This window comes from Belnapia rosea (assembly GCF_900101615.1).
Lineage (GTDB): Bacteria > Pseudomonadota > Alphaproteobacteria > Acetobacterales > Acetobacteraceae > Belnapia > Belnapia rosea.
In genome coordinates this window covers 140,203-166,760 of record NZ_FMZX01000007.1, presented here as the reverse complement: position 1 = coordinate 166,760, position 26,558 = coordinate 140,203, and the positions used below count along the sequence as shown (strand labels likewise).

The 26,558-nt window shown below is 70.0% G+C and carries 24 protein-coding genes and 1 pseudogene; 12 read left to right on the top strand and 13 right to left on the bottom strand.

Going from position 1 to position 26,558, the window contains the following annotated elements:
* Positions 1-89: 89 nt before the first annotated feature.
* The gene (locus BLR02_RS14685; RefSeq protein ID WP_090663721.1) at positions 90-1,067 is read left to right on the top strand and encodes an MBL fold metallo-hydrolase; all 978 of its coding nucleotides are present in this window, start codon (positions 90-92) and stop codon (positions 1,065-1,067) included.
* Positions 1,068-2,026: 959 nt separating this feature from the next.
* On the top strand, positions 2,027-2,230 hold the full coding sequence (locus BLR02_RS14680) for a hypothetical protein (RefSeq protein ID WP_090560222.1): 204 nt from the start codon (positions 2,027-2,029) through the stop codon (positions 2,228-2,230).
* Positions 2,231-2,266: 36 nt separating this feature from the next.
* Here the strand turns inward: BLR02_RS14680 and BLR02_RS30435 are convergent.
* The 3 genes and pseudogenes from BLR02_RS30435 to BLR02_RS14670 form a co-directional block, all read right to left on the bottom strand.
* Positions 2,267-2,442 (bottom strand): annotated as a pseudogene (locus BLR02_RS30435) (IS701 family transposase); the annotation flags it as partial.
* A gap of 332 nt (positions 2,443-2,774) precedes the next feature.
* Entirely contained in the window at positions 2,775-3,974 is a 1,200-nt protein-coding gene (locus tag BLR02_RS14675; RefSeq protein ID WP_090663720.1) for a CaiB/BaiF CoA transferase family protein, read from the bottom strand.
* A complete protein-coding gene (locus tag BLR02_RS14670; protein ID WP_090560224.1) occupies positions 3,971-4,903 on the bottom strand; it encodes a glycine reductase in 933 nt (310 codons plus the stop codon). Before BLR02_RS14670 ends, BLR02_RS14675 begins: the two co-directional genes overlap by 4 nt.
* A 106-nt stretch (positions 4,904-5,009) precedes the next feature.
* Here BLR02_RS14670 and BLR02_RS14665 point away from each other — a divergent pair, with 106 nt between their 5' ends.
* Complete coding sequence (locus tag BLR02_RS14665; RefSeq protein WP_218127954.1) at positions 5,010-6,260, top strand: MFS transporter; 1,251 nt, start codon at positions 5,010-5,012, stop codon at positions 6,258-6,260.
* A gap of 330 nt (positions 6,261-6,590) precedes the next feature.
* Here BLR02_RS14665 and BLR02_RS14660 read toward each other — a convergent pair whose 3' ends face one another.
* Together BLR02_RS14660 and BLR02_RS14655 are read right to left on the bottom strand one after the other, a co-directional pair.
* Positions 6,591-6,806 carry a hypothetical protein gene (locus BLR02_RS14660; RefSeq protein ID WP_218127953.1) on the bottom strand — a complete coding sequence of 72 codons (216 nt, stop codon included), beginning with the start codon at positions 6,804-6,806 and terminating at the stop codon, positions 6,591-6,593.
* Between the two features lie 537 nt (positions 6,807-7,343).
* Complete coding sequence (locus tag BLR02_RS14655) at positions 7,344-7,664, bottom strand: DUF1488 family protein (protein WP_090663718.1); 321 nt, start codon at positions 7,662-7,664, stop codon at positions 7,344-7,346.
* Positions 7,665-8,323: 659 nt separating this feature from the next.
* Between BLR02_RS14655 and BLR02_RS14650 the strand changes: the two genes are divergently transcribed.
* Together BLR02_RS14650 and htpG are read left to right on the top strand one after the other, a co-directional pair.
* Positions 8,324-9,325, top strand: coding sequence for an LLM class flavin-dependent oxidoreductase (locus BLR02_RS14650; protein ID WP_090663717.1), 1,002 nt, complete (start codon positions 8,324-8,326; stop codon positions 9,323-9,325).
* A 70-nt stretch (positions 9,326-9,395) separates the two neighbouring features.
* Positions 9,396-11,222 (top strand): molecular chaperone HtpG, encoded by a 1,827-nt coding sequence (gene htpG, locus BLR02_RS14645; protein ID WP_090560229.1) that lies wholly within the window; start codon positions 9,396-9,398, stop codon positions 11,220-11,222.
* 9 nt (positions 11,223-11,231) lie between these two features.
* Here htpG and BLR02_RS14640 read toward each other — a convergent pair whose 3' ends face one another.
* Complete coding sequence (locus tag BLR02_RS14640) at positions 11,232-12,206, bottom strand: magnesium transporter CorA family protein (protein WP_218127952.1); 975 nt, start codon at positions 12,204-12,206, stop codon at positions 11,232-11,234.
* A gap of 24 nt (positions 12,207-12,230) precedes the next feature.
* Here BLR02_RS14640 and recO point away from each other — a divergent pair, with 24 nt between their 5' ends.
* From recO to BLR02_RS14625, 3 genes are read left to right on the top strand one after another with little or no spacing between them, the layout of a single operon-like run.
* Positions 12,231-12,968, top strand: coding sequence for a DNA repair protein RecO (gene recO, locus BLR02_RS14635; RefSeq protein ID WP_090663746.1), 738 nt, complete (start codon positions 12,231-12,233; stop codon positions 12,966-12,968).
* Between the two features lie 48 nt (positions 12,969-13,016).
* Entirely contained in the window at positions 13,017-13,787 is a 771-nt protein-coding gene (locus tag BLR02_RS14630) for a 5-oxoprolinase subunit PxpA (protein WP_090663715.1), read from the top strand.
* Positions 13,784-14,812: an LLM class flavin-dependent oxidoreductase gene (locus BLR02_RS14625; protein ID WP_090663714.1), complete on the top strand. Its 1,029-nt coding sequence runs from the start codon at positions 13,784-13,786 to the stop codon at positions 14,810-14,812. The genes BLR02_RS14630 and BLR02_RS14625 overlap by 4 nt, the downstream gene beginning before the upstream one ends.
* A gap of 18 nt (positions 14,813-14,830) precedes the next feature.
* Here the strand turns inward: BLR02_RS14625 and BLR02_RS14620 are convergent, their stop codons facing one another.
* Positions 14,831-15,913 (bottom strand): TRAP transporter substrate-binding protein, encoded by a 1,083-nt coding sequence (locus BLR02_RS14620; RefSeq protein ID WP_090663713.1) that lies wholly within the window; start codon positions 15,911-15,913, stop codon positions 14,831-14,833.
* 249 nt (positions 15,914-16,162) lie between these two features.
* Here BLR02_RS14620 and parC point away from each other — a divergent pair, with 249 nt between their 5' ends.
* Positions 16,163-18,403, top strand: coding sequence for a DNA topoisomerase IV subunit A (gene parC, locus BLR02_RS14615; RefSeq protein WP_090663712.1), 2,241 nt, complete (start codon positions 16,163-16,165; stop codon positions 18,401-18,403).
* 6 nt (positions 18,404-18,409) lie between these two features.
* Here parC and BLR02_RS14610 read toward each other — a convergent pair whose 3' ends face one another.
* Positions 18,410-19,351 (bottom strand): Bug family tripartite tricarboxylate transporter substrate binding protein, encoded by a 942-nt coding sequence (locus BLR02_RS14610; protein WP_143018138.1) that lies wholly within the window; start codon positions 19,349-19,351, stop codon positions 18,410-18,412.
* 93 nt (positions 19,352-19,444) lie between these two features.
* Between BLR02_RS14610 and BLR02_RS14605 the strand changes: the two genes are divergently transcribed.
* A complete protein-coding gene (locus BLR02_RS14605; protein WP_176849576.1) occupies positions 19,445-19,915 on the top strand; it encodes a nucleoside deaminase in 471 nt (156 codons plus the stop codon).
* 6 nt (positions 19,916-19,921) lie between these two features.
* Here BLR02_RS14605 and queE read toward each other — a convergent pair whose 3' ends face one another.
* The 3 genes from queE to BLR02_RS14590 form a co-directional block, all read right to left on the bottom strand.
* Positions 19,922-20,536 carry a 7-carboxy-7-deazaguanine synthase gene (queE, locus tag BLR02_RS14600; RefSeq protein WP_090663710.1) on the bottom strand — a complete coding sequence of 205 codons (615 nt, stop codon included), beginning with the start codon at positions 20,534-20,536 and terminating at the stop codon, positions 19,922-19,924.
* 250 nt (positions 20,537-20,786) lie between these two features.
* Complete coding sequence (locus BLR02_RS14595; protein ID WP_090663709.1) at positions 20,787-21,170, bottom strand: nuclear transport factor 2 family protein; 384 nt, start codon at positions 21,168-21,170, stop codon at positions 20,787-20,789.
* Positions 21,171-21,187: 17 nt separating this feature from the next.
* Complete coding sequence (locus BLR02_RS14590; protein ID WP_090663708.1) at positions 21,188-22,507, bottom strand: NAD(P)/FAD-dependent oxidoreductase; 1,320 nt, start codon at positions 22,505-22,507, stop codon at positions 21,188-21,190.
* Between the two features lie 113 nt (positions 22,508-22,620).
* On the opposite strand from BLR02_RS14590, the gene BLR02_RS14585 reads away from it, so the two are divergent.
* Positions 22,621-23,571, top strand: a complete 951-nt coding sequence (locus BLR02_RS14585; protein WP_176849575.1) for a 2-hydroxyacid dehydrogenase — start codon at positions 22,621-22,623, stop codon at positions 23,569-23,571.
* Between the two features lies 1 nt (position 23,572).
* The gene (locus BLR02_RS14580; protein WP_090663707.1) at positions 23,573-24,343 is read left to right on the top strand and encodes a class II aldolase/adducin family protein; all 771 of its coding nucleotides are present in this window, start codon (positions 23,573-23,575) and stop codon (positions 24,341-24,343) included.
* 48 nt (positions 24,344-24,391) lie between these two features.
* Here the strand turns inward: BLR02_RS14580 and BLR02_RS28660 are convergent, their stop codons facing one another.
* Complete coding sequence (locus BLR02_RS28660; protein WP_143018137.1) at positions 24,392-24,841, bottom strand: hypothetical protein; 450 nt, start codon at positions 24,839-24,841, stop codon at positions 24,392-24,394.
* Positions 24,842-24,907: 66 nt separating this feature from the next.
* Positions 24,908-26,485 (bottom strand): ABC transporter substrate-binding protein, encoded by a 1,578-nt coding sequence (locus tag BLR02_RS14575; protein ID WP_090663706.1) that lies wholly within the window; start codon positions 26,483-26,485, stop codon positions 24,908-24,910.
* Between the last annotated feature and the right edge of the window lie 73 nt (positions 26,486-26,558).

Here is a 26,558-nt window from a genome sequence, read left to right as displayed (position 1 = left end):
AACGGCCGGATGGCTAGCGTCTTGCCGCCCGCCTGAATGCGGGGTCCTGGCCGCGACACCACGCGCCGGAAGGAGGCGGAGGGCTTTTCATGGACAGGCATTCGATCAACAGACGCGGCATGATGCTGGCGAGCATGACGGGTTTGGCCATCACCGGCATGGGGCGCCCGGCTCTGGGACAACTCGCATCGAACGCGACCGGCAATGCGGCGACGTACCGGCTGCGCGTGGGCGACATCCAGGCAACAGTGGTCAGCGATGGGGTGCTGTCGGGCCCCCCAGGCGTCTACGCGGGCGACGCACCGGAGGCCGAGTTCCGCGAGGCGCTTACGCGCGCCTTCCTTCCAACCGACACCATGGTGCTGAACCTCAACACCCTCCTGATCGAGACAGGGGGGCGCCGTATCCTGATCGAAGCGGGCGCGGCGCAGACCATGGGGCCGAACGGCGGTAGGCTCTTCGCCAACCTGGCGGCGATCGGCCTACGCCCCGAGGGTATTGACGCCGTGGTTATCTCGCATACGCACCCGGACCATGTCGGAAATCTGCGGACGCCCGAGGGCGGCAAGGCCTTCCCGCGCGCCACGGTCCATGTGCCGGAGGCCGACTGGTCCTTCTTCATGCGCGACGACCCTGACCTGTCCTACCTGCCGGTCAGCCCCAATTTCCGCCGGCGCTTCGGTGAGGCCATCAAGCGCAGCCTCGAGCCCGTCGTGCGCGACGTGGTGCTCTATCGGGCGGGGACTGAGATCCTGCCCGGCCTTGCGACGCTCCCGGCGCATGGACACACCCCAGGCATGGCATCCTTCCTCGTACACTCCGGCCCGGACCAGCTGCTGCTCACGGCGGACCTCGCCTACCACCCGGTGGTCAATATCGAGCGCCCCTGGCGTCCGGGGCCGGATCGCGACAAGGACGCTGCCCTTGAAGCGCGCCGACGCATCTTCGACCGTGCGGCGGCCGACAGGCTCCTCGTGCTCGGCTTCCATTATCCGTTCCCCGGCCTGGGCCACATGCTGAAGACCGACAGCGGCTACGCCTGGATACCCGCGAGCTGGCAGTTCTGATCCCGCGTCGCGCTCCGCCTGGCCGTCGCCCTTGCAATCAACGATTGGCACCGAGCGGGTCCTCGTGAGACGCAAGTGGAGCAGATGAGCATGGGGATGCCCAACCCATGCAGCCGCCCCTTGATCCCCGCCAGCTCGACCTGAACCTGCTGCGCTACTTCATGGGCTGATGAGGGGGTCTCCGTCACGCGGGCGCGCGGCTCTTCCTCTCCCGGCCTGCGGCCTCGGCGCGGGAATTCTTCAGCGGCCCACGAACTGTGCCGAGAGGCGCTACGCAGCGGTGCTGCCGCTCTACAGGTGCTGGAGGCGGCCGCGACGGCACCTGATGATCGCCGCACAATGCCAGCGTGCCCGCGCCGAGGCATTTCGGTCTGGTAGCAGGAGGCGTGGGCCACGACGCTCGTCTGAGCGCACAAGCGATGGTCCCGCTCGACCCAGTGCGGCCACACTCCACCTGCCGAAGGATATGGTCATCACCCTTCGGCGCTGGAAGCCGGACCAGGTCGGCCAGGGGACAGAGATTCCGGACCCCTATGCCCAGTCGCATCGGACCTGCCCATCAAGACGCGGGCCCAGTACTCGTTTCGGTGAACCGGCATGACCGCATCGGCTCGGCCCGGTTCTCGCACATCGACCTGGCCCGGCTGGTCAAGGTAGCCGTGGCGGGGGCAATCCAGCCGAGGTCTCCGGCCATAACCTCCGTTCCGGCTTCATCACCAGCATGGCCCGCGCTGAGATGGCGGAGCGGCACATCCAGATCCAGTCCGGCCATCGCAATCTGCCAGTCCTGCGAGGGCTGTATCCGCTGAGGCAATCTGTTCATGGACGATGCTGTGGCCAGGGTCGGGGCTGTGACGGCCCCACCCGACTGTAGGATAAAAAGCGCTCCATGGTCCGAAATGTAACGGGAAGTGACAACCAACCTGCAGCTTATGCGTATCGGCAATCGGAGGTGGCGCATGACCGACCCCGGTAACCGCGAAACTGGCTTCTACTGGATCTGCATAGGTGGCCAGGAGCCAGAGGTCGCTCAATGGCAGGCCGAATGGGACCAATGGTTGGTGACGGGCCAAGAGCTACCGCTCTCCGACGTATATGCTGAAGACGTGGTGGTGCTGAGCGACATGTTGTCGCCGCCGGTCGTCAATGCTCGCGTCGACTGAAAAGGCACGCCATCACTGTCCAGCGGGCCATCACGGGAAAGAATAGGCAAGCATCCTCATCAGCGCATGTCGGCTCGGGCCTGCGCCTGTTCGCATACCCGGCGTGCCTTGATGGCGGCCGCGAGGCGACGCAGGCTCAAGTCAGCAGGCAGGTTGGCTGGGGAGTGGTTCCGCTCGCCCGTTGGGAGGTGCTCGCCGATCACCAGCCACGAGGGTCAGCAAGACCAGTGTCTGGCCGCTGGCAGTCCTACCAGGAGCCGAGGCGCATTGCGGCGCGACGCCAGCCGGTGCCGGCCCTTCCTCGGCAGCGCCGCGTCATCCACAAGGTGCCAAGCCTCTGGGCCGCCGACCAGGGTTACGCAAAAGCCTGGCCGCAAGTGGCTCGGCAGCCCCAGCCGCTCCGCCAATGGGTCAAGGACGGCACCAGCCAGCGCTTCAGCGCCCTCTGTCAATCCACAAGTGTCGCCATGGCATCACCTCGGCCGACACGCCGAACAACTCCGCTCGCCGCCTGTCCGGTGCGTCCCCGCTTGCCAATGGAGTGCTAGATCACCCCCGCTTCGCGGAAGGCCGCGATCCGCGCCGCGTCGTATCCCGCAGCCGCCAGGACCGCCTCGGTATCCGCGCCGAGTGCCGGGGCCGGACGGTCGAGCCGCGCACCGCCATGCGCCATGCGGAAGCCGGTGGTGGCGAAGCGCAGCCGGCCCCAGGGCGTCTCCACCTCCTGCAGGGCATCGCGGGCGCGGATCTGGCGGTGGTCGATCACCTCGTCCACGCGCCAGATGCGGGCGCAGGGGGCGCCGGCGGCGTTCAACCGTTCCTCCCAGTCGGCGGCATCGGCCGCGGCGAGCGCGCCTTCGATCACCTCGCGCAGCAGCGCGGCATTCTCGAGGCGGAGGAACCAGTCGGCGAGGCGCGGCTCCTCCAGCGCATCGGCGCGGCCGATGGCCTGCATCAGCGACGCGTACTGCTTGTCGGTATTCACCGCGAGCAGGAGGTGACCGTCGCGGGCACGGAACAGGTTGGCTGTCGCCTTCCGGCTGACCGCCTGGTTGCCCCAGGGCCTCTGCCGATGCCCGGCGACGGTCCAGTCGGCGACCTGGCCGCCCAGGAAGGCGAGGGTCGATTCCAGCATGGAGACGTCGAGCCGCTGCCCGCGCCCGGTATGCGTCCGCTGAAACAGCGCAGAGGCGACGGCAAAGGCAGCCGTCATGCCGGAGAGCTGGTCGCAGACCGCGAAGCCGGCGCGCAGCGGGTCCCCGCCCGGATGGCCGGTCATCGCCATGATGCCGGACATGGCCTGGATGCGGCCGTCATAGCCTGCCTCCAGCCGGTCCGGCCCGGTCTGGCCGAAGGCGGAGACGCTGCAGAATATCAGCCGTGGGTTGATGTCCGAGAGCGCCTCATAACCGAGGCCGAGCCGGTCCATCACGCCGGGGCGGAAATTCTCCATCACCACATCCGCCTCGGCGGCGAGGCAGTGGATGATCTCCCGCGCCTCCGGCTTTTGCAGGTCGAGGGTGAGGCTGCGCTTGTTGCCGTTCACCGCCTGCCAAGCCGAGGCCATGCCGCGCTCCGCCCATTCGCGGGAGAGGGGCGTCCGACGCATGTCCTCCCCCTCGCGCCGCTCCACCTTCACCACATCCGCGCCGAGGAGCGCGAGCTGGTAGCTGGCGAAGGGGCCGGCGAGGACCTGGGTGAAGTCGAGGATGCGGACACCCTCGAAGGGGCGGGTGCCGCTCATGCCGCCTGCTCGCGCAACCCCTTGGCGATGGCCTTCTGGCGCAGGAATTCCTCCTTGCGACGGGCCAGCTCCTCCGCCCCGATCTGCTCGAGGTTGAGGTAGTCGAGCTTCCATTCCCCCGTCTCGTCCCAGCGCTGGGGCGATTGCAGCGTGCTGCGCGGGCCGGCCGCCGTCTCCAGCAGCCGGAGGGCGAGCTCCAGCGTCGCCGCCTGGCTATCCGGCTCATGCGGACGTCCGGCGGCATTGCCGAGCGGGAAGTCGCTGAACAGGAAGCGTGGCACGCCGCAATGCTCCACGATGTCCTTGGCACAACCCATCACCACGGTCGGGATTCCGTGCTGCTCCAGGTAGCGGGCGGTCAGGCTGACGGTCTGGTGGCAGACCGGGCAATTCGGCACCAGCACAGCCACCTCCGCTCCATCCTGCAGGCAGCGGGAGAGGATTTCGGGGCAGTCCACCTCCACCGTATGGCGGTGGCTGCGGTTGGTCGGCGCGCCGAGGAAATGCGTCGTCAACTCACCGATCCGGCCGGCGGCAGCTGCGTCTCGCAGGGCGTGGAGCGGAAACCAGGCCCGCGCATCCGTCGCCGGGCTATGCTTCCGGTCATAGGCGATGTGGGAGATGCGAAGGTCGTGCTCCTCATCCATCCGGCCGGAATAGACCTGGTAGAATTTGGCGGCCGAGTTGTAGGCCGCGCCCGGTCCCTGGTCGCCCTTGTCCGGATCGAAGGGTGCGGCCGTGGTGATGAGGGTCAGGCGGCTCTCGGCCAGCGGCTTGCGCAGGGGCGAGAAGGGGACGTCCCGGTAATGCGCCCAGCGATAGGGGTCATAGCCGATCGCCCGGTAATACTCGCGGGTCCGCTGCATGTAGGGGATCGGGCTGTCGTAATCGGGCGCGAAGCCCATCGCCCTGTCGATCTCCGCCGTCATCGTCGCCTCCCTGGTGGGCAGAGGCTAAGCCTGTGCGCTCCGGGGTCAAGCATGGCGCCCCGCCTGCGGCCCTGGCATGCTGCGAGAAATGTCAGGAGGAAACCGCATGGCTGCGACGCCCGGGGGCGTGGACTCCCGCTATGCCTGGATGCGCCTCGCCGCTTCGGTGGCGCTCAGCACGCTCGGCGGCGTCGGGCTCTGGTCGATCGTCGTGGCGTTGCCGGCGGTGCAGGCGGAATTCGGCACGCTCCGCGCCGGGGCCTCGCTGCCCTACACGCTGACCACCATCGGCTTCGCCATCGGCGGCATCGCCATGGGGCGGGCGGCAGACCGGTTCGGGGTGATGGTGCCAGTGATCTTCGGCACGGTTGCCTTGGCCGCGGGCTATGTCGCCAGCGCCTTTGCCGGCAGCATGGGTCAGTTTGCGGTGATCTACGGGGTGCTGGTCGGGCTGCTCGGCTCCTGCGCCACCTTCGGGCCGCTGGTGGCCGATACCTCGCTCTGGTTCGCCCGGCAGCGGGGGCTGGCGGTCTCGCTCTGTGCCAGCGGCAACTACTTCGCCGGGGCGTTCTGGCCGCCGGTCTTCTCGCATTTCATCGAGACGGTGGGGTGGCGGCAGACGCATATCGGCGTCGGGGTCTTCTGCCTTGTCACCATGCTGCCGCTGGCGCTGGTGCTGCGGCGGCCCCCACCGGTGCAGGGTGCGGCAGCGCCCGTCCAGGGGGAAGGCCGGAATGGCCATCGCGGCACCTTCGGCCTGCCGCCCAATGCGCTGCAGGCGCTGCTGATGGTCGCCGGCATCTCCTGCTGCGTGGCGATGGCGATGCCGCAGGTCCATATCGTCGCCTATTGCGTCGATCTCGGCTATGGCGCGGCGCGGGGGGCGGAGATGCTCTCCCTCATGCTGGCCTGCGGCGTGGTGAGCCGCCTCGCCTCGGGTTGGATCCTCGACCGGATCGGCAGCCGGGCAACCCTGCTGCTCGGGGCGACGCTGCAGGCCGTGGCGCTCTCGCTCTTCCTGCCCTTCGACGGGCTGTCCTCGCTCTATGCCATCTCGGCGGTCTTCGGCCTGTTCCAGGGCGGGATCGTGCCGAGCTACGCGATCATCGTCCGCGAGAGCTTCCCGCCGCGGGAGGCAGGGCTCCGGGTCGGGCTGGTGCTGTCCTCCACCCTGGTCGGGATGGCGCTCGGCGGCTGGATGTCGGGCGCCATCTTCGATGCCACCGCCTCCTACCAGATGGCGGTGATCAACGGCCTTGCCTGGAATGCGCTGACCATGGTGATCGCGGCCTGGCTGCTTTGGCGGGGGCGGACGGGGTTCCAGGCGCCCTCGACCCGGTCCGTATGGCAGTCGTGATCCCGCTATCCGCTCCCGCCTCTCCACCGTCCCGGAGGCGGCGAAGCGGGCCGAGATGATACTCGCGCCTCCGCGGTATGGAGGGGATCCGGTTGCCGCAATCGGGCGGGAAGCCCATCGCCCTGTCGACCCCGGCCGGCATTACCGCATCCCCGGTGGGGGGGAGAGCCTGGAACCCCCGCGCCGGGACCGGCCATGGCCCCCCAACACACTGTCTTATGGTCTGCGAGCAGCAACCCGGAGTCCCAGGCTCAGGTCTCGGCATGTCGCCCGCATAAGCGGCCGGCAATCCTCAGGGCAGTGGCATCCGAGACAGGCTGTAGGATTGGATCAGGCGCGCGGGACGGCAGGGGTGATGACCTCGTCGTCGTCCTTCGGTGCATAGGGCGACACGTAACCGACCTGGCTCTGGATCATCACCAGGGTGCCGCCAATCATGGCGGCGAGCACGACCAGATGCGCCCATATGCCGGAATTCGGGCTCATCCAGTTCAGCACCCACATCACTGCCGTAATGGCGGCGAAGGCGGCGATCCATAGCCACATATTGGCCGAGATGTGCGCACCCGCATAAGCGGTCGACGCCCGATAAGCTCGCATTGGCATTTGAGAATTCCTTTGTTTCCTGGAATCAACGAAGCAACATGCGTCTGTCGACGATAGGCCAAGGGCTTGCTGTCTTCCCTGGTCACCGCGAGGCTCACCAGGAGGAACGATGACGCTGGAGCAGGAGCCGAAATCCGGTCTTGGCTCGCGTCGGCGTATTCCGCTCGTGCAACACGGTCGCACGGTCCATCTGGCTGGCGGCTGCAGCGGCCAGTGCGCTCCATCGGCGCCGGTACCGCAGGACGCGGAGTCTGCGCCTGATCAGCGCCAGCATGGGCGGACCGAAGGAATGGCGGCGGCAAAACGGATTGATGGTGCCTTCGGACTCATCGGCGTTTTCCCTTGCCGGTCGGGACCGGTGACGTCTGCCGAGGCGGACCGAAGCCTGCCACCATGGAGATCGCGCTGAGTATCAGGATCAAGGACGCTAGGCTGAGCATGGCCGTCATCTGAACATCGTGTCCCGTAAGAAGCGCTTCATGAATCAAGCTTGGCCGCCATGCGTATCGCCGCGGCATGGTCTTCGAGATCACTCGACCAGACCGTGAGCGGCGTGGGGTAGGGGATAGTGCGCCGCTGGAGCTTGCTGTGCACGGCCGCCTCGATCCGGCTACGTGCCGCCATGAAGCATTTCAGGACGTCTTTCGTCTTGAAGCATGGCCCGGGGGCCAGTTCGCGTATGACGACAGGCATCACGGCGCAGGGCACGACCTGCATGTCGTGCTGCACCTCGAAGAGCACGCGCCGGCCATCCCATCGGGCCTGCGGAGCCGTACCGTTCGTGTCGATGTCCATCATGGGCACCACTCCCCGTGGGTCCGCCCGCTGTCATCCACCTGGCACGACAGGACGCGCCCGGCTCCCCAATCGGGATAGGCCTCCTGGCCACCAGGGCGGTCGGAAGGGGCGGCGCTCGGCCTCTGGGCGAAGGGGCTTGCGGGCACCGCCGTCAGCGCGACGATCCTGGCAGCCTGCAGATGTGGCGGCACGTCCGGCAATTCCTGTCCCATTTGCACGATCTGGGTCCTGGTGGACCGCCGGGGGGCATTTCCATCCAGGTTGGCCGGCCGGGCAAAGATGACGGCTGGCTGATGTATGCGAGTAATCATCGAAGGTCTCCGAGATCAGGACGAAGCCTGTCCGCCCACCTTCGGAAGTGCCTCTCCCGTGTGTTCTGCGGCGGCATTACTCCGGCGGAAAGAGAGGCCGGCCCATCCTCAGCAGCAGGGCTGAGACCTTGTCCTGGCCTGAGATGGTTATTCTGGCGTCAGGACCATCATCACGGTACCGGCACTTTGGCCCGGTGGTGGCCGCCGAACTTCTTCAGGGGCGTCAACGCCTAGGTCCGGTTCAGCCCATGACTGGGTTCAGTGTCGGCGCACAGGCTCTGCAGGATGGAAAATCCGATGGGGAGGGACGGGGTTCCAGGCGCCCCTGGCCCGACCCATATACCGGATATGATCCCGCTCTCCGTCCTCGACCTCTCCCCCATCCCCGAAGGCAGCGAGGCCGGCCAGGCGCTGCGCAACTCGGCGGATCTCGCCCGCCATGCCGAGGGGCTGGGCTACCAGCGCTTCTGGATGGCGGAGCACCACAACATGCCGGGCATCGCCAGCGCGGCGACGGCCGTGGCCCTGGCCCATGTCGGGGCGGCGACCAGCACCATCCGCATCGGCGCCGGCGGCATCATGCTGCCGAACCACGCCCCGCTGATGGTGGCGGAGCAATTCGGCACGCTGGCCGCGCTGCATCCCGGCCGGGTCGATCTCGGCCTCGGCCGGGCGCCCGGCTCCGACCAGCGGGCGGCGGTGGCGATCCGCCGCAACCTCGCCGGCGATGTCGAGGACTTCCCGCGCGACGTGATGGAGCTGATGGCCTATTTCGAGCCGGCCCAGCCCGGCCAGGCGCTGCGCGCGGTGCCGGGGGAGGGGCTCGATGTCCCGGTCTGGATTCTCGGCTCCTCGACCTATGGCGCCCAGCTCGCCGCTGCGCTCGGCCTGCCCTATGCATTCGCCTCGCATTTCGCGCCCGACCAGATGCGGCAGGCGATGGCCATCTACCGCGAGCGCTTCAAGCCCTCGGCCCGGCTGTCGAAGCCCCATGTGATGCTCGGGGTGAACATCTTCGCCGCGCCGACGGACGCCGAGGCGCGCTTCCTCTTCACCTCGCTGCAGCAGAGCTTCCTCAACCTCCGCCGCGGCCGGCCGGGCAAGCTGCCGGCGCCGGTCGAGGACATGGAGAGCCGGCTCGACCCGCATGGGCGGGCGATGCTCGAGCATTCGCTGGCCTGCTCCATTGTCGGCGGGCCGGAGACGGTGCGGCGGGGCTTGCAGGAATTCGTTGCCGAGACGGGGGCGGATGAGCTGATGGTCACGGCGGCGATGCATGACCATGAGGCGCGCAAGCGCTCCTTCAGCATCCTGGCCGGGTTGCACCAGGAGCTGGCGGCTGCTGCATAGCCCTTGAATCCGGGCGACGATTTTTGCATATCGCCCCGCCGGATAGGCAATCCTTCCCTGGAGGACAGGCGTGAGCGAGACGGTCGAGCGGCATGAATTCGGCGCCGAGGTGGGGCGTCTGCTGGATCTGGTGGTCCACGCCCTCTATTCGGACCGTGAGATCTTCCTGCGGGAGCTGGTGGCCAATGCGGCCGACGCCATGGACCGGCGGCGCTTCGAGGCGCTGACCCAATCCGTCCCCGCCCTGCCCGAGGGCGCCAGCATCCGCATCCTTCCCGACAAGGCAGACCGGACGCTCGTCATCAGCGACCAGGGCATCGGCATGACGAAGGAGGAGCTGGCGCGGAATCTCGGCACCATCGCCCGCTCCGGCACGCGGGCCTTCACCCAGTCCCTGGCGGATGCCAAGCCGGGCGAGCGGCCGAGCCTGATCGGGCAGTTCGGCGTCGGCTTCTACTCGGCCTTCATGGTCGCCGAGCGGGTGGAGGTGGTCTCGCGCCGCGCTGGCGCCGAGGAGGGCTGGGCCTGGGCCTCGGCGGGGCAGGGCGACTTCACCCTGGCGCCCGCCAGCCGCGAGGAGCCGGGCACCACCATCACCCTGCACATCAAGGCGGATGCCGAGGAGTTCCTGGAGCCGATCCGGCTTCAGACCATCATCCGGAAATGGGCGGACCACATCACCGTCCCCATCACCATCGCCCGGGACGGCAAGGACGAGGCCGCCAACGAGGGCACCGCGCTCTGGCGGAAGCCGAAATCCGAGGTCACCGAGGAGCAGTACGCCGAATTCTACCGCCACATCGCCCATGCCTTCGACCAGCCCTGGGCGACGCTGCACTGGCGGGCCGAGGGCACGACGGAATTCGCCGCGCTGCTCTTCATTCCCGGGATGAAGCCCTTCAATCCGGTCGAGGGCGAGCGGGACAGCCGCGTGCGCCTGCATGTCCGGCGGATGTTCATCACCGAGGAGGCGGCGCTGCTGCCGCCCTGGCTGCGCTTCGTCCAGGGCGTGGTCGATACCGAGGACCTGCCGCTCAACGTCTCGCGCGAGATGCTGCAATCGACGCCGGCGCTCGCCCGCATCCGCAAGGCCGTCACCGGCCGCGTGCTGTCGGAGCTGAAGTCGAAGGCGAAGGATGCCGAATCCTATGCCGGCTTCTGGGAGAATTTCGGCCCGGTGCTGAAGGAGGGCGTCTGGGAGGACAACGAGTACCGGAAGGACCTCGCGCCGCTCCTGCGCTTCCGCTCCTCCGCAGTTGAGGGCTGGACCTCGCTGCCTGACTACGTCTCGCGGATGAAGGAAGGGCAGGAGGCGATCTACATCCTCGTCGGCGACGATGCGGAAGCGCTGGCGAAGTCGAGCCAGCTCGAGGGCTTCCGCGCCCGCGGCGTCGAGGTGCTGCTGCTCTCCGACCAGGTGGACGCCTTCTGGCCGGAGCGGCTGGATCGCTTCGACGACAAGCCTATCCGCAGCATCACCCAGGGCGCGGTTGATCTGTCGAAGATCGGCGGCGGGACGGAGGCGGGCGAGGCGGCAGATGTGGGGAAGCTCCTCCCCCTGCTGAAGGCGGCGCTGGAGGGCGAGGTTTCGGAGGTGCGGGCGACCGACCGGCTGGTCGACAGCGCCGTGGTGCTGGCGGCACCGGCGGGTGGGCCCGACCTGCAGATGCAGCGCCTGCTGCGGCGGGCAGGGCGGAGCTTCGGCGCCGGGCTGCCGGTGCTGGAGATCAACCCCCGCCATGCGCTGATCCGCAAGCTCGCCGGCGCGGAGGGCGACCTCAAGGCGGAGGCTGGCACGCTGCTCGACCTTGCCCGGTTGCAGGATGGCGACGTGCCGCGCGACCCGGCAGGGTTCGCCCGGCAGGTGGCGGCGCTGCTGGCCGGCAGCCTCGACTGAAGGGGCTGCCTACAGCCAGGCTTTCAGCCGGAAGACGATGAGGGGGATGACGGCGCTGAGCAGGATCAGCAGCAGCCCCCAGGGGTAGCCCCAGAGCCAGTCCAGCTCCGGCATGTACTTGAAGTTCATGCCGTAGATGCTGGCCACCAGCGTCGGCGGGATGCCGACGACCGAGACCACGGTCAGGATCTTGATCGTGTTGTTCTGCTCGATGCTGATGAAGCCGAGCGTCGCATCGAGCAGGAACTGCACCTTGTCGGACAGCCGCGCATCGTAGTCGTTCAGCGAGGCGATGTCCTGCCGGAGCGTCCGCACCCGGTTGTCGGTGCCGGGCGGGATCCAGTGCTTCGCCTGCTCCGCCGCGAAGGGAAGGATGCGCTCCACGCCGAGCAGCGTGTCCCGCAGCACCGAGACATGGTCGCCGGTGCGGCCAATGGCGCGTAGCGTCCGGCGGAGGCGCCGGTCCATCTCGGCCGGGCGGTTCCGCTGCGGCTGCTCGGCCTCGAAGGCGGCATGGGAGAGGCCGTCGAGCTCGGTCCGTATCCGCTCCAGCGCATCGGCGATGCGGTCGACCAGCACCTCCAGCAGGGTGACGAAGGCGGTGAAGCTGCCGGTCAGCTCCTGCGGCCGGTCCGCCAGTGCCTCCACCGCGCCGACCGGGGCGAAGCGCACCGTCAGCAGGTGGTGCGGCGAGAGCACCAGGCCGAGCGGCGTCAGTACCGGCCGGTCCTCCGCGGTGCGGGCGATGACGGGCAGGCTGAGATAGAGCACCTCGCCCTGGGCCGACATGCGGCTGGAGCTCTCGATCTCCCGCAGCGATTCGAGGGTCGGCACGCGGAAGCCGGTGGCGCGGGCGACGGCCTCCTTCTCCTCCTCCGTTCCCTCCAGCAGGTCGAGCCAGACGGCGTCGGGTGGCAGGTCGGCAGCGAGACGGGCCCCGCCCGGATGGATGGTGAGCAGCCCGCCTCTCCCTCGAAAATGCAACGGCCCCGCACCATCTCTCCGCCCATGAGCACCGAGTGGCAAGGCCCGGCCGTCGTCCTCGGCGCCCGGCCGCATGGCGAATCGGGCGCCGTGGTGACACTTTTGACGGAGGCGCTGGGCCGCCATGCCGGGCTCGCCAAGGGCGGCGCCTCGCGGGCGCAATCCTCGCTCTGGATGCCGGGCAACCTGGTCGAGGCGCGCTGGGTGGCGCGGCTGCCGGACCAGCTCGGCTCGCTCTCGGGCGAGCTGGTCCATCCCGCCGCCGCGCTGGCGCTGGAGGACCCGCTGGCCCTTGCCCTGCTCTCCGCTGCCTGTGCGGTGGCCGAGGGGGCGCTGCCGGAGCGGGAGCCACATCCGCGCTGCTTCCAGGGGCTGGTGGCGCTGATCGCCCGGCTGCCCGAGGGCGCCCTGGCGACACTGCCCGACTATGTGCGCTGGGAGGCGGAGCTGCTGACCGAGCTCGGCTACGGCCTCGACCTCACCCGTTGCGCGCTGACCGGCGGGATGGAGGACCTCACCTGGGTCTCGCCCCGCAGCGGCCGGGCAGTAAGCGCCGCGGCGGCCGGCCCCTGGGCGGGGCGGCTGCTGCCGCTGCCGCGCTTCCTGCTCGGCCAGTCCGGGCCGGTGAGCGCGGCGGAATGCCTGGCGGGGCTGCGGCTCACCGGGCATTTCCTGGCGCGCGACGCCTTCGGCCACCAGCATCGCGGCCCGCCCCCGGCGCGGGGGATGCTGCAGGACCGTGTCTCCGCGGCCATTGCCTAGCAGTCCCCGGGATGCTCAGGTTTCGGCCAGTCCTGCCGGGGGAACCGCATGGCCGCCAGAATTCTCGACATCAATTGCGACATGGGTGAAGGCTTCGGCAATTGGCGGATGGCCGACGATGCCGCCGTGCTGCCCCTCGTCACCACCGCCAACCTCGCCTGCGGCTTCCATGCGGGCGACCCGGTCATCATGATGGAGACGGCAGGCGCGGCGCGCGCCGCCGGCGTCGCCGTCGGGGCGCATCCGGGCCTGCCCGACCTGGCCGGCTTCGGCCGCCGGGTGATGGCGCTGAGCGCCGCCGAGCTGCATGCCTGTGTCGCCTACCAGGTCGGCGCGCTGCAGGCCTTCCTGCGCATCCACGACCTGCCGCTGAACCATGTGAAGCCGCATGGCGCCATGTTCCATGTCCTGCGCAACCCGGAGATGGCGGAGGCGGCGCTCGACGCCATCACCGGCACCGCGCCCGGGGCGCCGATCTATTGGCTGGTGGGGGAGGTGTTCACCGCGCGGGCTCGGGCGCGGGGCCTGCGGGTCGTCACCGAGGCCTATCCCGACCTCGACTATGCCGATGATGGCATGCTGCTGGTCGAGCGGCGCAAGCGCCCGGTGGAGCCGGCGGTGATCGAGGCCCGCATCACCGAGATCCTCACCCGCGGCACGCTGACCAACAGCCGTGGCACGACCCTGCCCATGGAGGTCGAGAGCGTCTGCATCCACAGCGACGGACCGAACGTGCTGGAGGTGCTGGCGGCCGTGCGCCGCGCCGCCGAGGCCTGCGGCGTCGCCCTTGCCTGCGCCACGAGGGGGGCTGCCCGATGAAATTCTCCGTCATGTTCAGCTTCGTCGCGCCGGAGGGCGGGCTGCTCTCCCACCGGGAGAGCTTCGCCCAGATGGCCGAGGTGCTGCCGCTGGCGGAGAGCCTCGGCTATCACGGCGTCCACATCACCGAGCATCATTTCCAGGAGGATGGCTGGCTGCCGAACCCGCTGCTGGCCCTCGCCATGGCGGCCGGCATCACGAAGCGGATGCGGCTGGTGACGAACATCCTGGTCAGCACGCTCTATCATCCCGTGCAGCTGCTCGAGGACCTGGCGACGCTCGACAACCTCTCGAATGGGCGCCTCGGGCTCGGCACCGCGCCGGGCTATGTGCGGGAGGAATTCGCCGGCCGCGGCCTCGCCTATGAGGAGCGCTTCCAGCGGCATGAGGAGATCATCGACTTCCTCCAGCAGGCCTGGCGCAACCCGGCGGACATCGGTTTCGAGGGGCGCTTCGTCCGCGTGCCGCATCTGCCGCTGCAGCCACGGCCGGTGCAGGCGGAGCTGCCGATCTGGTACGGCGTCTCGGGACCGAAGATGCTGGAGCGGGCGGCGCGGCGCGGCGTGCCGGTGACGGCCTCGCCGCGCCACACCACGGCCGAGCTGCAGGAGCATTTCGCCCGCTACGAGGCCGCCGCCGCCCGCTTCGGCTATGTGCCGACCGAGCGGCCGGTGATCCGCGAGGCGCTGGTGCTGGAGGACCGTTCGGAGGCGGTGCGCTATGGCGGGCCGGGCACCAGCCAGCTCTTCGGCCTCTACGGCAAGAAATCAGCGTCCGGCGAGCGGGCGCTGCGCGACGATGCCGGCGCGCTGGTCACCGAGGCGGCGCCGCTGGCCTTCGAGGCGCTGGCCTCGCGCTTCCTGGTCGGTGACCCGGCCTCGGCGCGGGAGGGAGTACAGGCGCTGATCGAGGCGCTGCACCCGACCGAGCTCGTGCTGCGGATGCAGATGCCGGATGTGCCGACCGAGGTGCTGGCCCGCTCGCTCCGCACCTTCGCCGAGCGGGTCATGCCGCATTTCGCATGACCTGCCGGCGCCTCCGCGTCAGCCCGGGATCCCGTGGCTGAAGCGGAAGGCGTCCATATTGCCCTCCGCCACGCGGAACCAGGGGTTGGAGCTTTCGAGGAAGCGCTTCCAGGGGCCGTAGATGGTGCGGAAATCCTCGCTGGACTGGGCGATCTCCTCATAGGTCTCGAAGGCGGCCTTGTAGCAGGCCTCCATCACCGCGCGTGGAAAGATGCGGAGCTGCACGCCCTGGGCCAGCATGCGGCGCAGCGCATCCGGGTTGCGGGCGTCGTAGCGGGTCGGCATCAGCATGAACTGCTCGTTGCAGGCGACCTCGAAGGCGGCCTTGAAGCCCGGGCTCAGCGCCTCCCAGGCGGGGAGGGAGACCTGGACGGACATGGTGGCGTTGGTGTCCCACCAGCCGGGCGCGTAGTAGTAGGGTGCCACCTTGTGCAGGCCGATCTTCTCGTCGTCATAGGGGCCGATCCATTCGGCGGCGTCGATCGTGCCGCGCTCCAGCGCCGCATAGACCTCGCTGCCCGGAATCTGCTGCGGCACCGCGCCGAGCTTCGCCATCACGCTGCCGCCGAGGCCGGGGATGCGCATCTTGAGGCCGCGCAGGTCCTCCGGCGTGCGGATCTCCTTGCGGAAGAAGCCGCCCATCTGCGCCCCGGAATTGCCGGCGGGGAAGGGGATGAGGTTGCTGCGGCGATAGAGCGCCCGCATCAGCTCCAGCCCGCCGCCGTCATGCAGCCAGGCGGCCTGCTGGCGGATGTTCATGCCGAAGGGCAGGCCGGCATCGAAGGCGAAGGCCGGGTTCTTGCCGATGAAGTTGGACGACATGATGTGGCCGCACTCGATGGTGCCGGCCTGGACGGCGTCCATCACCTGCAGCGCGGGCATCAGCTCGCCGCCGGCGAAGCAGCGGATCTCGAAGCGCCCGTCGGTGAGCTGGCCGACCCGCTTGCAGAGATTGACCGCCGAGCCCTGCAGCGCGTCGAGGCTGTTCGGCCAGCTCGTCGCCATGCGCCAGCGGATGGCAGGGGCGGGCTGGGCCAGGGCCGGGGTTGCCAGTGCGGCGAGGCCGGTGGTCGCCCCTGTCATGATGGTCCGACGCTGCATCGCTCCGCTCCTTGTCCCGTCGCCGGCGATGCTAACGGACCACGGGCGGCCCGGGACCCGGGCCGGGCGCAGTTTTTGCTCCGGCGGGGGCGGGCACACGACCGGGGCGCGGGCGGCAGGTGGCCTCCCTGCCGCCCCGGCGGGCAATCCCGGTCTCGTGTCGAGGCGGCAACGGACGCGGTATGGGTGGCAAATCCAGCCCGCCTCCGCTAGACTGCCGTTGAGAACAAAGCACGAAAACGGCGAAACATGCCCGACGATATCAAGACCCTTCCCGGTGCCCCGGATGGCGGCGGCATGCGCGACACCCATCTCGCGGATGCGCTCTCCGAGCGCTACCTGGCCTATGCGCTCTCGACCATCATGTCACGCTCGCTGCCGGATGTGCGGGACGGGCTGAAGCCGGTGCATCGCCGGCTGCTCTGGGCGATGCACCAGCTGAAGCTCGACCCGGCGGCAGGCTTCAAGAAATGCGCCCGCATCGTCGGCGATGTGATGGGCAAGTACCATCCGCATGGCGATGCCTCGATCTACGAGGCGCTGGTGCGCCAGGCGCAGGATTTCGCCGCACGCTACCCGCTGGTCGATGGGCAGGGGAATTTCGGCAATATCGACGGCGATAACGCCGCGGCCATGCGCTACACCGAGGCGCGGCTGACCACCGTCGCCGAGGCCTTGCTGCAGGGCATCGACGAGAACGCCGTCGATTTCCGCCAGACCTATGACGGGGAGGAGCAGGAGCCGGTGGTGCTGCCGGCGGCCTTCCCGAACCTGCTGGCGAATGGCGCGACCGGCATCGCGGTCGGCATGGCGACGAGCATCCCGCCGCATAATGCAGGGGAGCTGTGCGGCGCTGCGCTGGAGCTGATCCGCAATCCGCAGGCCGAGACCGTGGATCTGCTGCGCCATGTGCAGGGGCCGGACTTCCCGACCGGCGGCACGCTGGTCGAAAGCGCCGAGGCGTTGCGCGAGGCCTACGAGACCGGGCGCGGTGGCTTCCGCGTGCGGGCGCGCTGGCGGAAGGAAGAGGGCAAGCTCGGCGCCTACCAGGTCATCATCGAGGAGATCCCCTACCAGGTCGCCAAGGCGAAGCTGATCGAGCAGATCGCGCAGCTGCTCGAGGAGAAGAAGCTTCCGCTGCTCGGCGATATCCGCGACGAGAGCACCGACAAGGTCCGCATCGTCATCGAGCCGAAGACGCGCAACGTCGATGCGGCGATGCTGATGGAGACGCTGTTCCGCGCGACCCAGCTGGAGAACCGCATCCCGCTCAACCTCAACGTGCTGGATGCGGACCGCACGCCGCGGGTGATGAGCCTCAAGGAGGTGCTGCGCGCCTGGCTCGACCACCGGCATGTGGTGCTGGTGCGTCGCACCGAGCACCGGCTGGCGGCGATCGCGCGGCGGCTCGAGATCCTCGATGGCTATCTCATCGTCTATCTCAACCTCGACGAGGTGATCCGCATCGTCCGCGAGGAGGACAAGCCGAAGGAGGCGCTGATGGCGACCTTCTCGCTGACCGAGATGCAGGCCAATGCCATCCTCGACATGCGGCTGCGCGCGCTGCGCAAGCTCGAGGAGATGGAGATCAGGCGCGAGCACACCAAGCTCAGCAAGGAGCAGAAGGCGCTGCAGGGGCTGATGGGCTCCGAGGCCAAGCGCTGGAACGCCATCGCCGCCGAGATCGAGGAGACGCGGAAGGCCTTCGGTGACGGGGCGCTGGGCAAGCGGCGCACCGTCTCTGGTGGCGCGCTGCCGGCCATCGCGGTGGACGAGAACGCCTTCGTCGAGCGGGAGCCGATCACCGTCATCCTCTCGGAGAAGGGCTGGATCCGGGCGCAGAAGGGGCACCTGCCGGAGGATGCGGAGCTGCGCTTCAAGGAGGGCGACAGCCTGCACCGCCTGGTTCATGCGCAGAGCACGGACCGCCTCATCCTCTTCGCCACCAATGGCCGGGCCTATACGCTGAAGGCGGAGGCCATCCCGCGTGGGCGGGGCGACGGCCAGCCGGTGCGGCTGATGGTCGAGCTCACCAACGAGGATGCGGTGCTGGAGCTGTTCGTCCCGGCCGAGGGCGCGCGCTACCTCGTCGCCGCGCAGGACGGGCGCGGCTTCATCGTCCCCGGCGCCGAGCTGCTGGCCGAGCGGCGGGCGGGCAAGCAGGTGCTGGTGCTGGAGCCGGGCAAGGAGGCCGCGGTCTGCGTCCCCGCCGAGGGCGACATGGTCGCCGTCATCGGCGAGAACCGGAAGCTGCTGCTGTTCCCGCTCGACCAGGTGCCGGAGATGGCGCGCGGGCGGGGCGTGCAGCTGCAATCCTACAAGGATGGCGGGCTGTCGGATGCCAAGGTCTTCACCCGCAAGGAGGGGCTGAGCTGGTGGCTCGGCGACCGGGTGCGGACCGAGACGGATGTGACGCCCTGGCGGGGCAACCGTGCTGGGGCGGGCAAGCTGCCGCCGAACGGCTTCCCGAAGTCGAACCGCTTCGGGTGAGCCGGCCTATTCCGGTTCGATCCCGGCGAGCCTGACGAAGCGGGCCCATTTCTCCCGCTCCGCCCGCAGCAGGGTGGCGATCTGCTCGAGGTCGAGCACCTTCGGGTCGAGGCCGAATTCCCGCATCCGGCTGCGCGCCGGCTCCGCCTGGCCGGCCTCGTTGACCAGCCCGTTCAGGCGCTCGGCGATGGGGCGGGGCGTGGCGGCCGGGACGGCGACGCCAAGGAAGCCGGTGAGGTGGTAGTCCGGCCAGGTCTCCGCCATCGCCGGCAGGTCTGGCCAGCGGGCCCAGCGGCGCGGCGCGGTCACCGCCAGGGCCCGGGTCTGGCCCTGTGCCAGATAGGCATCGCCCGCCGTGGTATCGACGAAGATGAGGTCGAGCCGCCCGGCGATCAGGTCGCCGAAGGCGGCCCCGATGGCGCGGTAGGGCACACCCTGGACCTGCGTCCCCGCCATGATGTTCAGCATCTCCCCAGGCAGGCGGGAGGAGGCGTTGAAATGGCCGAAGAACATCCTGCCCGGCCGCGCCTTCGCATCCGCCACCAGCGCGGCCACGTCGCGCCAGGGCGCCTCGGGCCGGACCATGAGATAGGCGCCATTCGAGGCAAAGATGCCGATGCCGGTGAAGTCCCGCTCCGGGTCATAGGGCAGGTCCCGCACCAGGCTCGGATTGGCCGAGTGGGTGCTGCTGGTGGCGAGCAGCAGGGTCATCCCGTCGGGCGCCGCCGTTTTCACCGCCATGGTGCCGATGACGCCATTGGCGCCCGGGCGGTTGTCCACCACCACGGGCTGGCCGGTCGTGCCCTCGATATGCTTCGCCACCAGCCGGGCGGTGATGTCGCCCGAACCGCCGGCGGCGAAGGGGACGATGATCCGCATCGGCCGGGCCTGGGCCAGGGCAGGGGCGGGCAGGGCCAGGGCGGCGAGCAGCGTGCGGCGGCTTGGCATGGTTCGTTCCTCCTTGGCCGGGGAGCATCCCTCCGCATGGACCGGGACGCCAGGGCATCTGGCGCGTTCGCGGCCGGCGAGGAGGCGGGGCGGATGCAGGACGAGGATTTCATGCACCGGGCGCTGGCGGCGGCGGAGGCGGCGCTCGATGCCGGCCAGGCGCCCTTCGGCGCGGTGGTGGTCGATGCCGGTGGCCAGGTGGTTGGCGAGGGCCACAATACCGTCGCCGCCGACCATGACGTCACGGCGCATGGCGAGGTGGTGGCGCTGCGCGATGCCTGGGCGCGGCTCGGCGACCGGAAGCGCCTCGCCGAATGCACGCTCTACACGAGCTGCGAGCCCTGCCTCATGTGCAGCTGCGCCATCACCCAGCTCGGCCTCCGCCGCGTGGTCTTCGCCGCGCGCGGGACCGAGGTGCCGGGGGCGAGGCGGCTCTTCGAGGCCGACCTCACCGGCGCCGCCGCCTGGGCCGAGGGGCGGCCCGGCTGGCGCATGCCGGAGATCCGCGGCGACCTGCTGCGGGCGGAGGCGCTGGCGATCATGGCGCGGTACGACTGGGGGTAGCGCCCTTCAGCGCACACCCCAGCTCTTATGCGCCTGGATGTTCAGGCGCCATTCCGGGTGGCGCAGGCAGTACTCCGCTGCGGCCGCGGTGTTCTCGGTCAGCGCCGGCCCATCCATCGGCGAGAGCCAGCGCTCCCGTGCCGGGAAGTCGCGGAAGGCCGTCGGGTCCATGCCGGCCTGGGGGAAGACCAGTTTCAGCTCGTCGGCCGCCGTCAGGGCGAGGGGGGCGTTGGCCTTGGGGCTGACGCAGACCCAGTCGATGGGGCCGGGCAGGGGCTGGGTGCCGTTGGTCTCGACGGCGATGGTGAAGCCGGCGGCGCGCAGCGCCGCGAGCAGTGGCGCATCGACCTGCAGCAGCGGCTCCCCGCCCGTCAGCACGCAGAAGCGGCCGGGAGCGCCGGCGGGCCAGAGCGCCGCGGCGGCGGCGACCAGGCCGGCGGCATCGTAGCGTTCGCCGCCGCGGAATTCGGTGTCGCAGAAGCGGCAGACGGCATCGGCGCGGTCTTCCTCGCGGCCGGTCCACAGGTTGCAGCCGGCAAAGCGGATGAAGACGGCGGTGCGGCCGAGATTGGCGCCCTCGCCCTGGGCGGTCAGGAAGATTTCGTGAACGGTATAGGACACAACAGGGGTTCCGGTACGGGGCGTCCCTTCGGCCAGGGCTCCGCCGCTGTCAATGCGGCCGGCGGGGCCCGGGATCGCCCGGCTGGCCTCAATCGACTTCAATCCGCTTCAGATGGCTGCAACCAAGTCCTTGATAAATCTCGGTTGTGGCGTGGAATTTTAGGCTTTGAGGGATTGAGGCGGGGGCCGGGCCGCGGGACGTCATTAGGCGAATATTCCTGTACCGCGTCCCGGCCCGGATGGCAAGGTTTCAACCGGGAGGGGGGTCGAGCAGCACCCAGAGCCGGACGATCCTGCCATCGGCGATCTCCGCCGCATCCGTCCCGGTGACGGTGACCGGGCCGCCCTCGGGCCCGGCCTGCCATGGCAGGACACCCAGCCCATGATGGCCCACGGCGGCACCGGCAGGCCTGAAGCGGAAGGCCGGGCCGAACTGCTCAAGGAGGGCACCGGCGACCTCGCCGATGGCTGCCCGGCCCCGCACGACATTGCCCGGCTCGTACATCACCGGGTCAGGCGCATAGAGCTCCTCCAGGGCGGCCGCGCGCCGTCCGGCATCCCTCTCGTTGAAGACGCGCTCCAGGTTCTCGCGCAGCAGCCGGTCATAGTCCGGCTCGGCCTCGGTATCCGACATGACACTCTCCTCGATGCCTACGCCGCCCTCCGGTCGATGCGGTCGCGCAGGCGGAACCAGCCGCCGATGAAGGGCAGCACCCAATTCGGGTTGCCTGAATAGAGAGGCCGGGTCGGGAAGGGCAGGCCGTCGAGCGGGAAGGGCTCGTTCGCGGCGCCGGCCAGCTTCAGCGCGACATTGTGGCCGAGCCAGCTCGCCATGGCGACGCCGCTGCCCTGGCAGCCGGCGGCGTAGTGGATGCCGCGCTCCACGCCGATATGCGGCAGGCTGTCGAAGGTGAAGGCGACGTTGCCGGTCCAGGCATGGGTGAGCCTCACCTTGGCCAGCTCGGGGAAGCATTCCGTCATGTAGCCATGCAGCGCCGGGGCGCTCTGCTCGGCCGTCGCGGCGCGGAAGCTGGCGCGGCCGCCCCAGAGCACGCGCCTGCCGTCCGGCGAGGGGCGGAAGTAGTTCAGCACCCGCTTGCTGTCGGAGATCATGCGGCGGCCGGGGAAGAGGCGGTCGATGACCTCCTCGCCCAGTTCCTCGGTGGCGATGATGTAGCTGTTCAGCGGCACCAGGCGGCGGGCGAGCCAGGGGCTGGCGGTGCCGCGCCGGTCGAGCGAATAGCCGTTGGTGGTGACGAGCACGGCATCGGCGCGCAGCTCGCCCCGGTCGGTGGCGATGCGGAAGCCGCCTGCCTCCTCGTGGATGCCCTGCACGCGGACGCCATCGACCAGCAGCGCGCCGGCGCGCTCGGCCGCCGCCGCCAGGCCGCGGGCATATTTGCCGGGATGCAGGCTGCCGGTCGCGGCGGCCATCATGCCGCCATGGTAGTGGTCGCTGCCGAGGGCCTCGCGCTGGCGGGATTTCGGCAGCATGCGGGCGGGCAGGCCGGTGATCTCCTCCAGCAGCTCCGCCTTGCGGGCCATGGCGTCGTAGTGCCGCGGCGACCAGGCGGCGGCGAAGCGGCCGCAGCGCACATAGTCGCAGTCGATCTCCTCGCGGGCGATGGTCTCCTCGATGAAGGGCAGGCTGGCGGCGGCGGCCAGCGCAATGGCGCGGCCCCGCTCCCGCCCATGGACCGCCTCGAGCGCCGGGCCGACGATCTTCAGCCCGCCCGAGACCATGCCGCCATTGCGCGAGGAGGCGCCCCAGCCGATGCGCTCGGCATCGAGCACCACCACGGGCTGGCCGAGGCGCCGCAGCGTCAGCGCGGCGGAGAGACCGGCATAGCCGCCGCCGACCACGGCGACGGTGGCCCGGTCGGGCAGGGCGTTGGCGCGCTGCGGCGGCTCTGCTGCCTCCCACCACCAGGGGCTGGTCTTGAAGCCGGGGGCGAAGAGAGGATGGCTCATGGCGGGGCTCCCGGGCCTGATGACGACCGGGCGAGGTTCCCGCCTCCGCCGCCCGGCTGCAAGGGGGTGGCCCGAAACATGCTAAGAGGCGGAGGACAGGCTGAGAGGTCCGGATGGCGGCACGGCGCGTGATGGTGGTGAAATCCGGGGGCGAGGCCGCCATGGAGGAATGGCGGGCCTGCTTCGCCGGCTGCGCCCCCGGGCTCGAGCTCCGCTGGTGGGACGATCCCGCGACGCGGCCGGAGGAGGTCGACTACGCCCTGGTCTGGGACCCGGAGCCGGGCCGGCTCGCCGCCATGCCGGGGCTGCGGGCGGTCTTCGGCTCCGGCGCCGGGGTCGATGGCATCGTCGCGGACGGCGACTATCCACGCCATGTGCCGCTGGTGCGGATGAGCATCCCCGCGGCGACCGAGCGGATGGGCGAGTTCTGCTGCTGGGCGGCGCTCTCGCTGCTGAAGGAGGCGCGGCGGATGGCGATCGCCCAGGCAGAGCGGCGCTGGGACTTCGTCGAGCCGCCGCATCGTGCGAGCCAGCGCACCGTCGGCATCATGGGCCTCGGCAACATGGGCGCGCGGACGGCCATGATGCTGCGCGGCATCGGCTTCCCGGTGATCGGCTGGTCGCGCGGGCGGAAATCGGTGCCCGGCGTCGAGAGCTATGCCGGGCCGGGCGAGATGGGCGCCTTCCTGGCGCGCAGCGACATCCTCATCTGCCTGCTACCGGCGACCGAGGAGACGCGAGGCATCATCAATGCCGCGACGTTGGCGCGGCTGCCGCCCGGGGCGGGCTATATCGGCGTGGGGCGGGGGATGCAGCAGGTGCTGCCCGACATCGTCTCGGCCCTCGACGAGGGCCGGCTTTCCGGCGCCGTCCTCGATGTCTTCGAGCCGGAGCCGCTGCCCGCCGACCATCCGCTCTGGACCCATCCACGGGCCATCGTCACCGCCCATGTCGCCAGCCTGCCGAGCCGGGCGGAACGTGCCTCGGCGGTGGCCGCCGCCATCGCCGGCTTCGAGCGGGGCGAGCCCCTGCCCAACCTCTTCGACCATGCGCGAGGCTATTGAGATGCCCCTTCCGCCCCCGCCCGTCCGCCCGGACCCCGACCACATCCCCGATGAGCGCGAGCTGCGCGAGGACCTGGCCGCCGCCTACCGGCTCATCGCCCTCTACGGCATGACCGACCTGGTCTTCACCCATCTCTCGGTCCGCATCCCGGGCGAGGGGCACCGCTTCCTGGTGAACCCCTATGGGCTGCTCTTCGAGGAGATCACCGCCTCCTCCCTCGTCGTGGTCGATGCCGAGGGGGAGCCGGCGCAGAAGACGGATTGGCCGGTGAACCCGGCGGGCTTCGTCATCCACTCCGCCGTGCACCGGGGCCGGGAGAGCGCGCAATGCGTGATGCACACGCATACCCTGGCCGGCATGGCGGTGGCCGCGCAGGCGGGCGGGCTGCTGCCGCTGAACCAGATCAGCATGGAGTTCGACGGGCGCGTCGCCTTCCACGACTATGAGGGCGTGGCAGCCGACGACAACCTGTCCGAGCGCGAGCGGCTGGTGCGGGACCTGGGCGACAAGCCCTGCATGGTGCTGCGCCACCACGGGCTGCTGACCGTGGGCGCGACGGTTCGCGAGGCCTTCTACTGGATGTGGTACCTGGAGCAGACCTGCCGCATCCAGCTGGCCGCCCAGGCCTCCGGCGTGGAGCTGGCACTACCCTCGGCCGAGACGGTGGCGCGGACGCGGGCGCAGTTCAGCATCGGCCCGACCAAGGGCTGGCTGCCCTGGCAGGCGCTGAAGCGGAAGCTCGACCGCGAGCAACCCGACTACAAGGACTGACCCGAATTCCTCGGGCGATTGGGGAGGGGCGGTGCCCCTCCCGCACCGTCAGCGCCGGGCGATGAGCAGCCCAAGCGCGAAACCCAGGGCGCCGGCGCCGAGCAGCGCCAGCATCGGCTCCTCCCGCACCCGCTCGCCGATGTAGTCGGTTGCCTGCTGGCCCTGGCGATAAGCCTGGCTGCCGGCCTGGGACAGGGTCTCGCCGGCCTGCCGTGCCATCTGCCCGGCCTGGGCGCCGTACTCGCCGACCCGCTCGCGGGCCTCGTCGGCCAGGCCGCTGGCGCGGCTGGCGGTGTCATCGGCGAAGCCCTTCGCCTGGCCGGCCATCTCGCGCGCCTTCTCCATGGTGTCGTCGGACTGGCCCGGCGGATGCTGCCCGACCGCCGAGGGGTCGATCCCCTGGGGCCGGCCGCCGGGCATGCTGCCCGACTGCATCGCATCCTTGCTGTGCGCGCCCACCGCGGCCGCGCCGCTGCCTTCCATCCGCTTCTCGCTCATGGCCTGTGTCCCTCTGGTTGTTGCGCAAGGAACGCGCCAGAGGGCGATCGGTGCCAGGATGGAGGCCTATTTCTTCTCGACCCCCCAGAAGACCGGGATGGTGGTCGGGCGCATGCCCTCGATATTGGCCCGGCGGGCGCTCAGCGTGCGGTACTGGCCGGCGCTGATATAGGGCAGGACCTGGTAGGCCCGCTCCTGCACCTGGTCGAGCAGGGCGCGGCGCTTCGCCGCATCCGGCTCCTCCCACCAGGCGCGGCGGAGGCGCTCCAGCGCCTCGTCGCAGGGCCAGCCGGCAAGGCCGCCGTCGCAGGGGCTGGCGAGGTAGAGGTTGGTCAGCGGGTTCTGCGCGTCGAAGACATTGGCAATGGTGACGAAGAGGTTCCAGCCGCCCTGGTCCTGCGGTTCGCGCCGGTTGCGGCGCTGGGTGAGCGTCGCCCAGTCCATCGAGGGAACATCCATGTTCAAGCCGCCGCGGCGGAAGGCCTCCGCCATGGTCAGCGTCACGGCGTTGTTGGCGGGGCTGTCGGTGGCGTTGAGGAAGACCACCCGGCGGCCGTCATAGCCGGCCTCGCGCAGCAGGGCGCGGGCGCGCTCGGGCTCCGCCTCGCGGAGGCCCTCGGCGCCGGCCGCAGTCTCGAGCGGCGTGCCGCAGAGGAAATAGGCCGGGCAATAGGGCACCTGCTCGCTCGGGCGGACGCCGATGGCCTGCTGGTTCTCCTGCTGGTTGACCAGGTGGAGCAGGGCGCGGCGGGCCCGCGGGTCGTTGAAGGGCGGCTGGGTGTGGTTGATCCGCAGCCAGACGACCGAGCCGACCGGGTTCAGCGCGAAGAGGTGGATGGCGCGGTTGCGCTCCAGCGTCGGGATGATGTCGGGGGAGGGGACTTCGAGGAAGTCGATCTCGCCCGATTGCAGCGCGGCGGCGGCGGTGGCCGGGTCGGGCATGGAGAGCCATTCCAGCCGCTCGATCCGCACCACCTTGCCGCCGGCGAGGCCATCGGCCGGCTCCGGGCGCGGGCGATAGGCCGGGTTGCGGCGATAGACGGCGCGGTTGCCGGACTGCCACTCGCGCGCCTCGAAGACGAAGGGGCCGGAGCCGGTGGCATCGGTGATGGCGGTCGTCGCCGGCGTCTGCGCCAGTCGCTCCGGCATGACGAAGAGGGCGCTGGCGGTGGGGCGGGCCAGCGCCTCCGTCACCAGGGCGAAGGGGCGGGCGAGGGTGAGGGTGAAGCTGCGCTCATCCGCGACCTCGAGCGAGGCGGTGGCGGCGGCGAGCGCGCGGCCCACCACGTCGCGCTGCGCCCAGCGCCTGATGGAGGCCACGGCATCGGCGGCGCGAACCGGCGCGCCGTCGTGGAAGGCGAGGCCCTCGCGCAGGGTGAAGTGCCAGCGCATGCCGTCCGGCGAGTGCTCGAAGCTCTCGACCATCTGCGGCTGCGCCTCGCCCTTGCTGTCGAGGGCGAAGAGCTGGTCATAGACCATGAAGCCGTGATTGCGGACGAAGGCGGCGGTGGACTGCACCGGGTCGAGACTCGCCAGGTCGTTCACCAGGACGACGCGAAGGGTCTGCGCCGCGGCCGGGAGGGCGAGCATCGCCGAGAATGCGGCGCCCGCGAGCAGGCGGGTGATGCGGGAGGGTGCGGGCATGGGGTGTCCTGCTTGCGGGATGGGCAGGGGCAGTCTCGCAACGGAAACGGGCGGCGGCAACGCCGGTTGACGC

Excerpts from the sequence above, each read along its gene's own strand:
- BLR02_RS14685 (WP_090663721.1), top strand. The coding sequence starts at position 90 with ATGGACAGGCATTCGATCAACAGACGCGGCATGATGCTGGCGAGCATG.
- BLR02_RS14680 (WP_090560222.1), top strand. The coding sequence starts at position 2,027 with ATGACCGACCCCGGTAACCGCGAAACTGGCTTCTACTGGATCTGCATA.
- BLR02_RS14675 (WP_090663720.1), bottom strand. The coding sequence starts at position 3,974 with ATGAGCGGCACCCGCCCCTTCGAGGGTGTCCGCATCCTCGACTTCACC.
- BLR02_RS14670 (WP_090560224.1), bottom strand. The coding sequence starts at position 4,903 with ATGACGGCGGAGATCGACAGGGCGATGGGCTTCGCGCCCGATTACGAC.
- BLR02_RS14665 (WP_218127954.1), top strand. The coding sequence starts at position 5,010 with ATGGCTGCGACGCCCGGGGGCGTGGACTCCCGCTATGCCTGGATGCGC.
- BLR02_RS14660 (WP_218127953.1), bottom strand. The coding sequence starts at position 6,806 with ATGTGGCTATGGATCGCCGCCTTCGCCGCCATTACGGCAGTGATGTGG.
- BLR02_RS14655 (WP_090663718.1), bottom strand. The coding sequence starts at position 7,664 with ATGATGGACATCGACACGAACGGTACGGCTCCGCAGGCCCGATGGGAT.
- BLR02_RS14650 (WP_090663717.1), top strand. The coding sequence starts at position 8,324 with ATGATCCCGCTCTCCGTCCTCGACCTCTCCCCCATCCCCGAAGGCAGC.
- recO (WP_090663746.1), top strand. The coding sequence starts at position 12,231 with ATGAGCACCGAGTGGCAAGGCCCGGCCGTCGTCCTCGGCGCCCGGCCG.
- BLR02_RS14630 (WP_090663715.1), top strand. The coding sequence starts at position 13,017 with ATGGCCGCCAGAATTCTCGACATCAATTGCGACATGGGTGAAGGCTTC.
- BLR02_RS14625 (WP_090663714.1), top strand. The coding sequence starts at position 13,784 with ATGAAATTCTCCGTCATGTTCAGCTTCGTCGCGCCGGAGGGCGGGCTG.
- BLR02_RS14620 (WP_090663713.1), bottom strand. The coding sequence starts at position 15,913 with ATGCAGCGTCGGACCATCATGACAGGGGCGACCACCGGCCTCGCCGCA.
- parC (WP_090663712.1), top strand. The coding sequence starts at position 16,163 with ATGCCCGACGATATCAAGACCCTTCCCGGTGCCCCGGATGGCGGCGGC.
- BLR02_RS14610 (WP_143018138.1), bottom strand. The coding sequence starts at position 19,351 with ATGCCAAGCCGCCGCACGCTGCTCGCCGCCCTGGCCCTGCCCGCCCCT.
- BLR02_RS14605 (WP_176849576.1), top strand. The coding sequence starts at position 19,445 with ATGCAGGACGAGGATTTCATGCACCGGGCGCTGGCGGCGGCGGAGGCG.
- BLR02_RS14595 (WP_090663709.1), bottom strand. The coding sequence starts at position 21,170 with ATGTCGGATACCGAGGCCGAGCCGGACTATGACCGGCTGCTGCGCGAG.
- BLR02_RS14590 (WP_090663708.1), bottom strand. The coding sequence starts at position 22,507 with ATGAGCCATCCTCTCTTCGCCCCCGGCTTCAAGACCAGCCCCTGGTGG.
- BLR02_RS14585 (WP_176849575.1), top strand. The coding sequence starts at position 22,621 with ATGGCGGCACGGCGCGTGATGGTGGTGAAATCCGGGGGCGAGGCCGCC.
- BLR02_RS14580 (WP_090663707.1), top strand. The coding sequence starts at position 23,573 with ATGCCCCTTCCGCCCCCGCCCGTCCGCCCGGACCCCGACCACATCCCC.
- BLR02_RS28660 (WP_143018137.1), bottom strand. The coding sequence starts at position 24,841 with ATGAGCGAGAAGCGGATGGAAGGCAGCGGCGCGGCCGCGGTGGGCGCG.
- BLR02_RS14575 (WP_090663706.1), bottom strand. The coding sequence starts at position 26,485 with ATGCCCGCACCCTCCCGCATCACCCGCCTGCTCGCGGGCGCCGCATTC.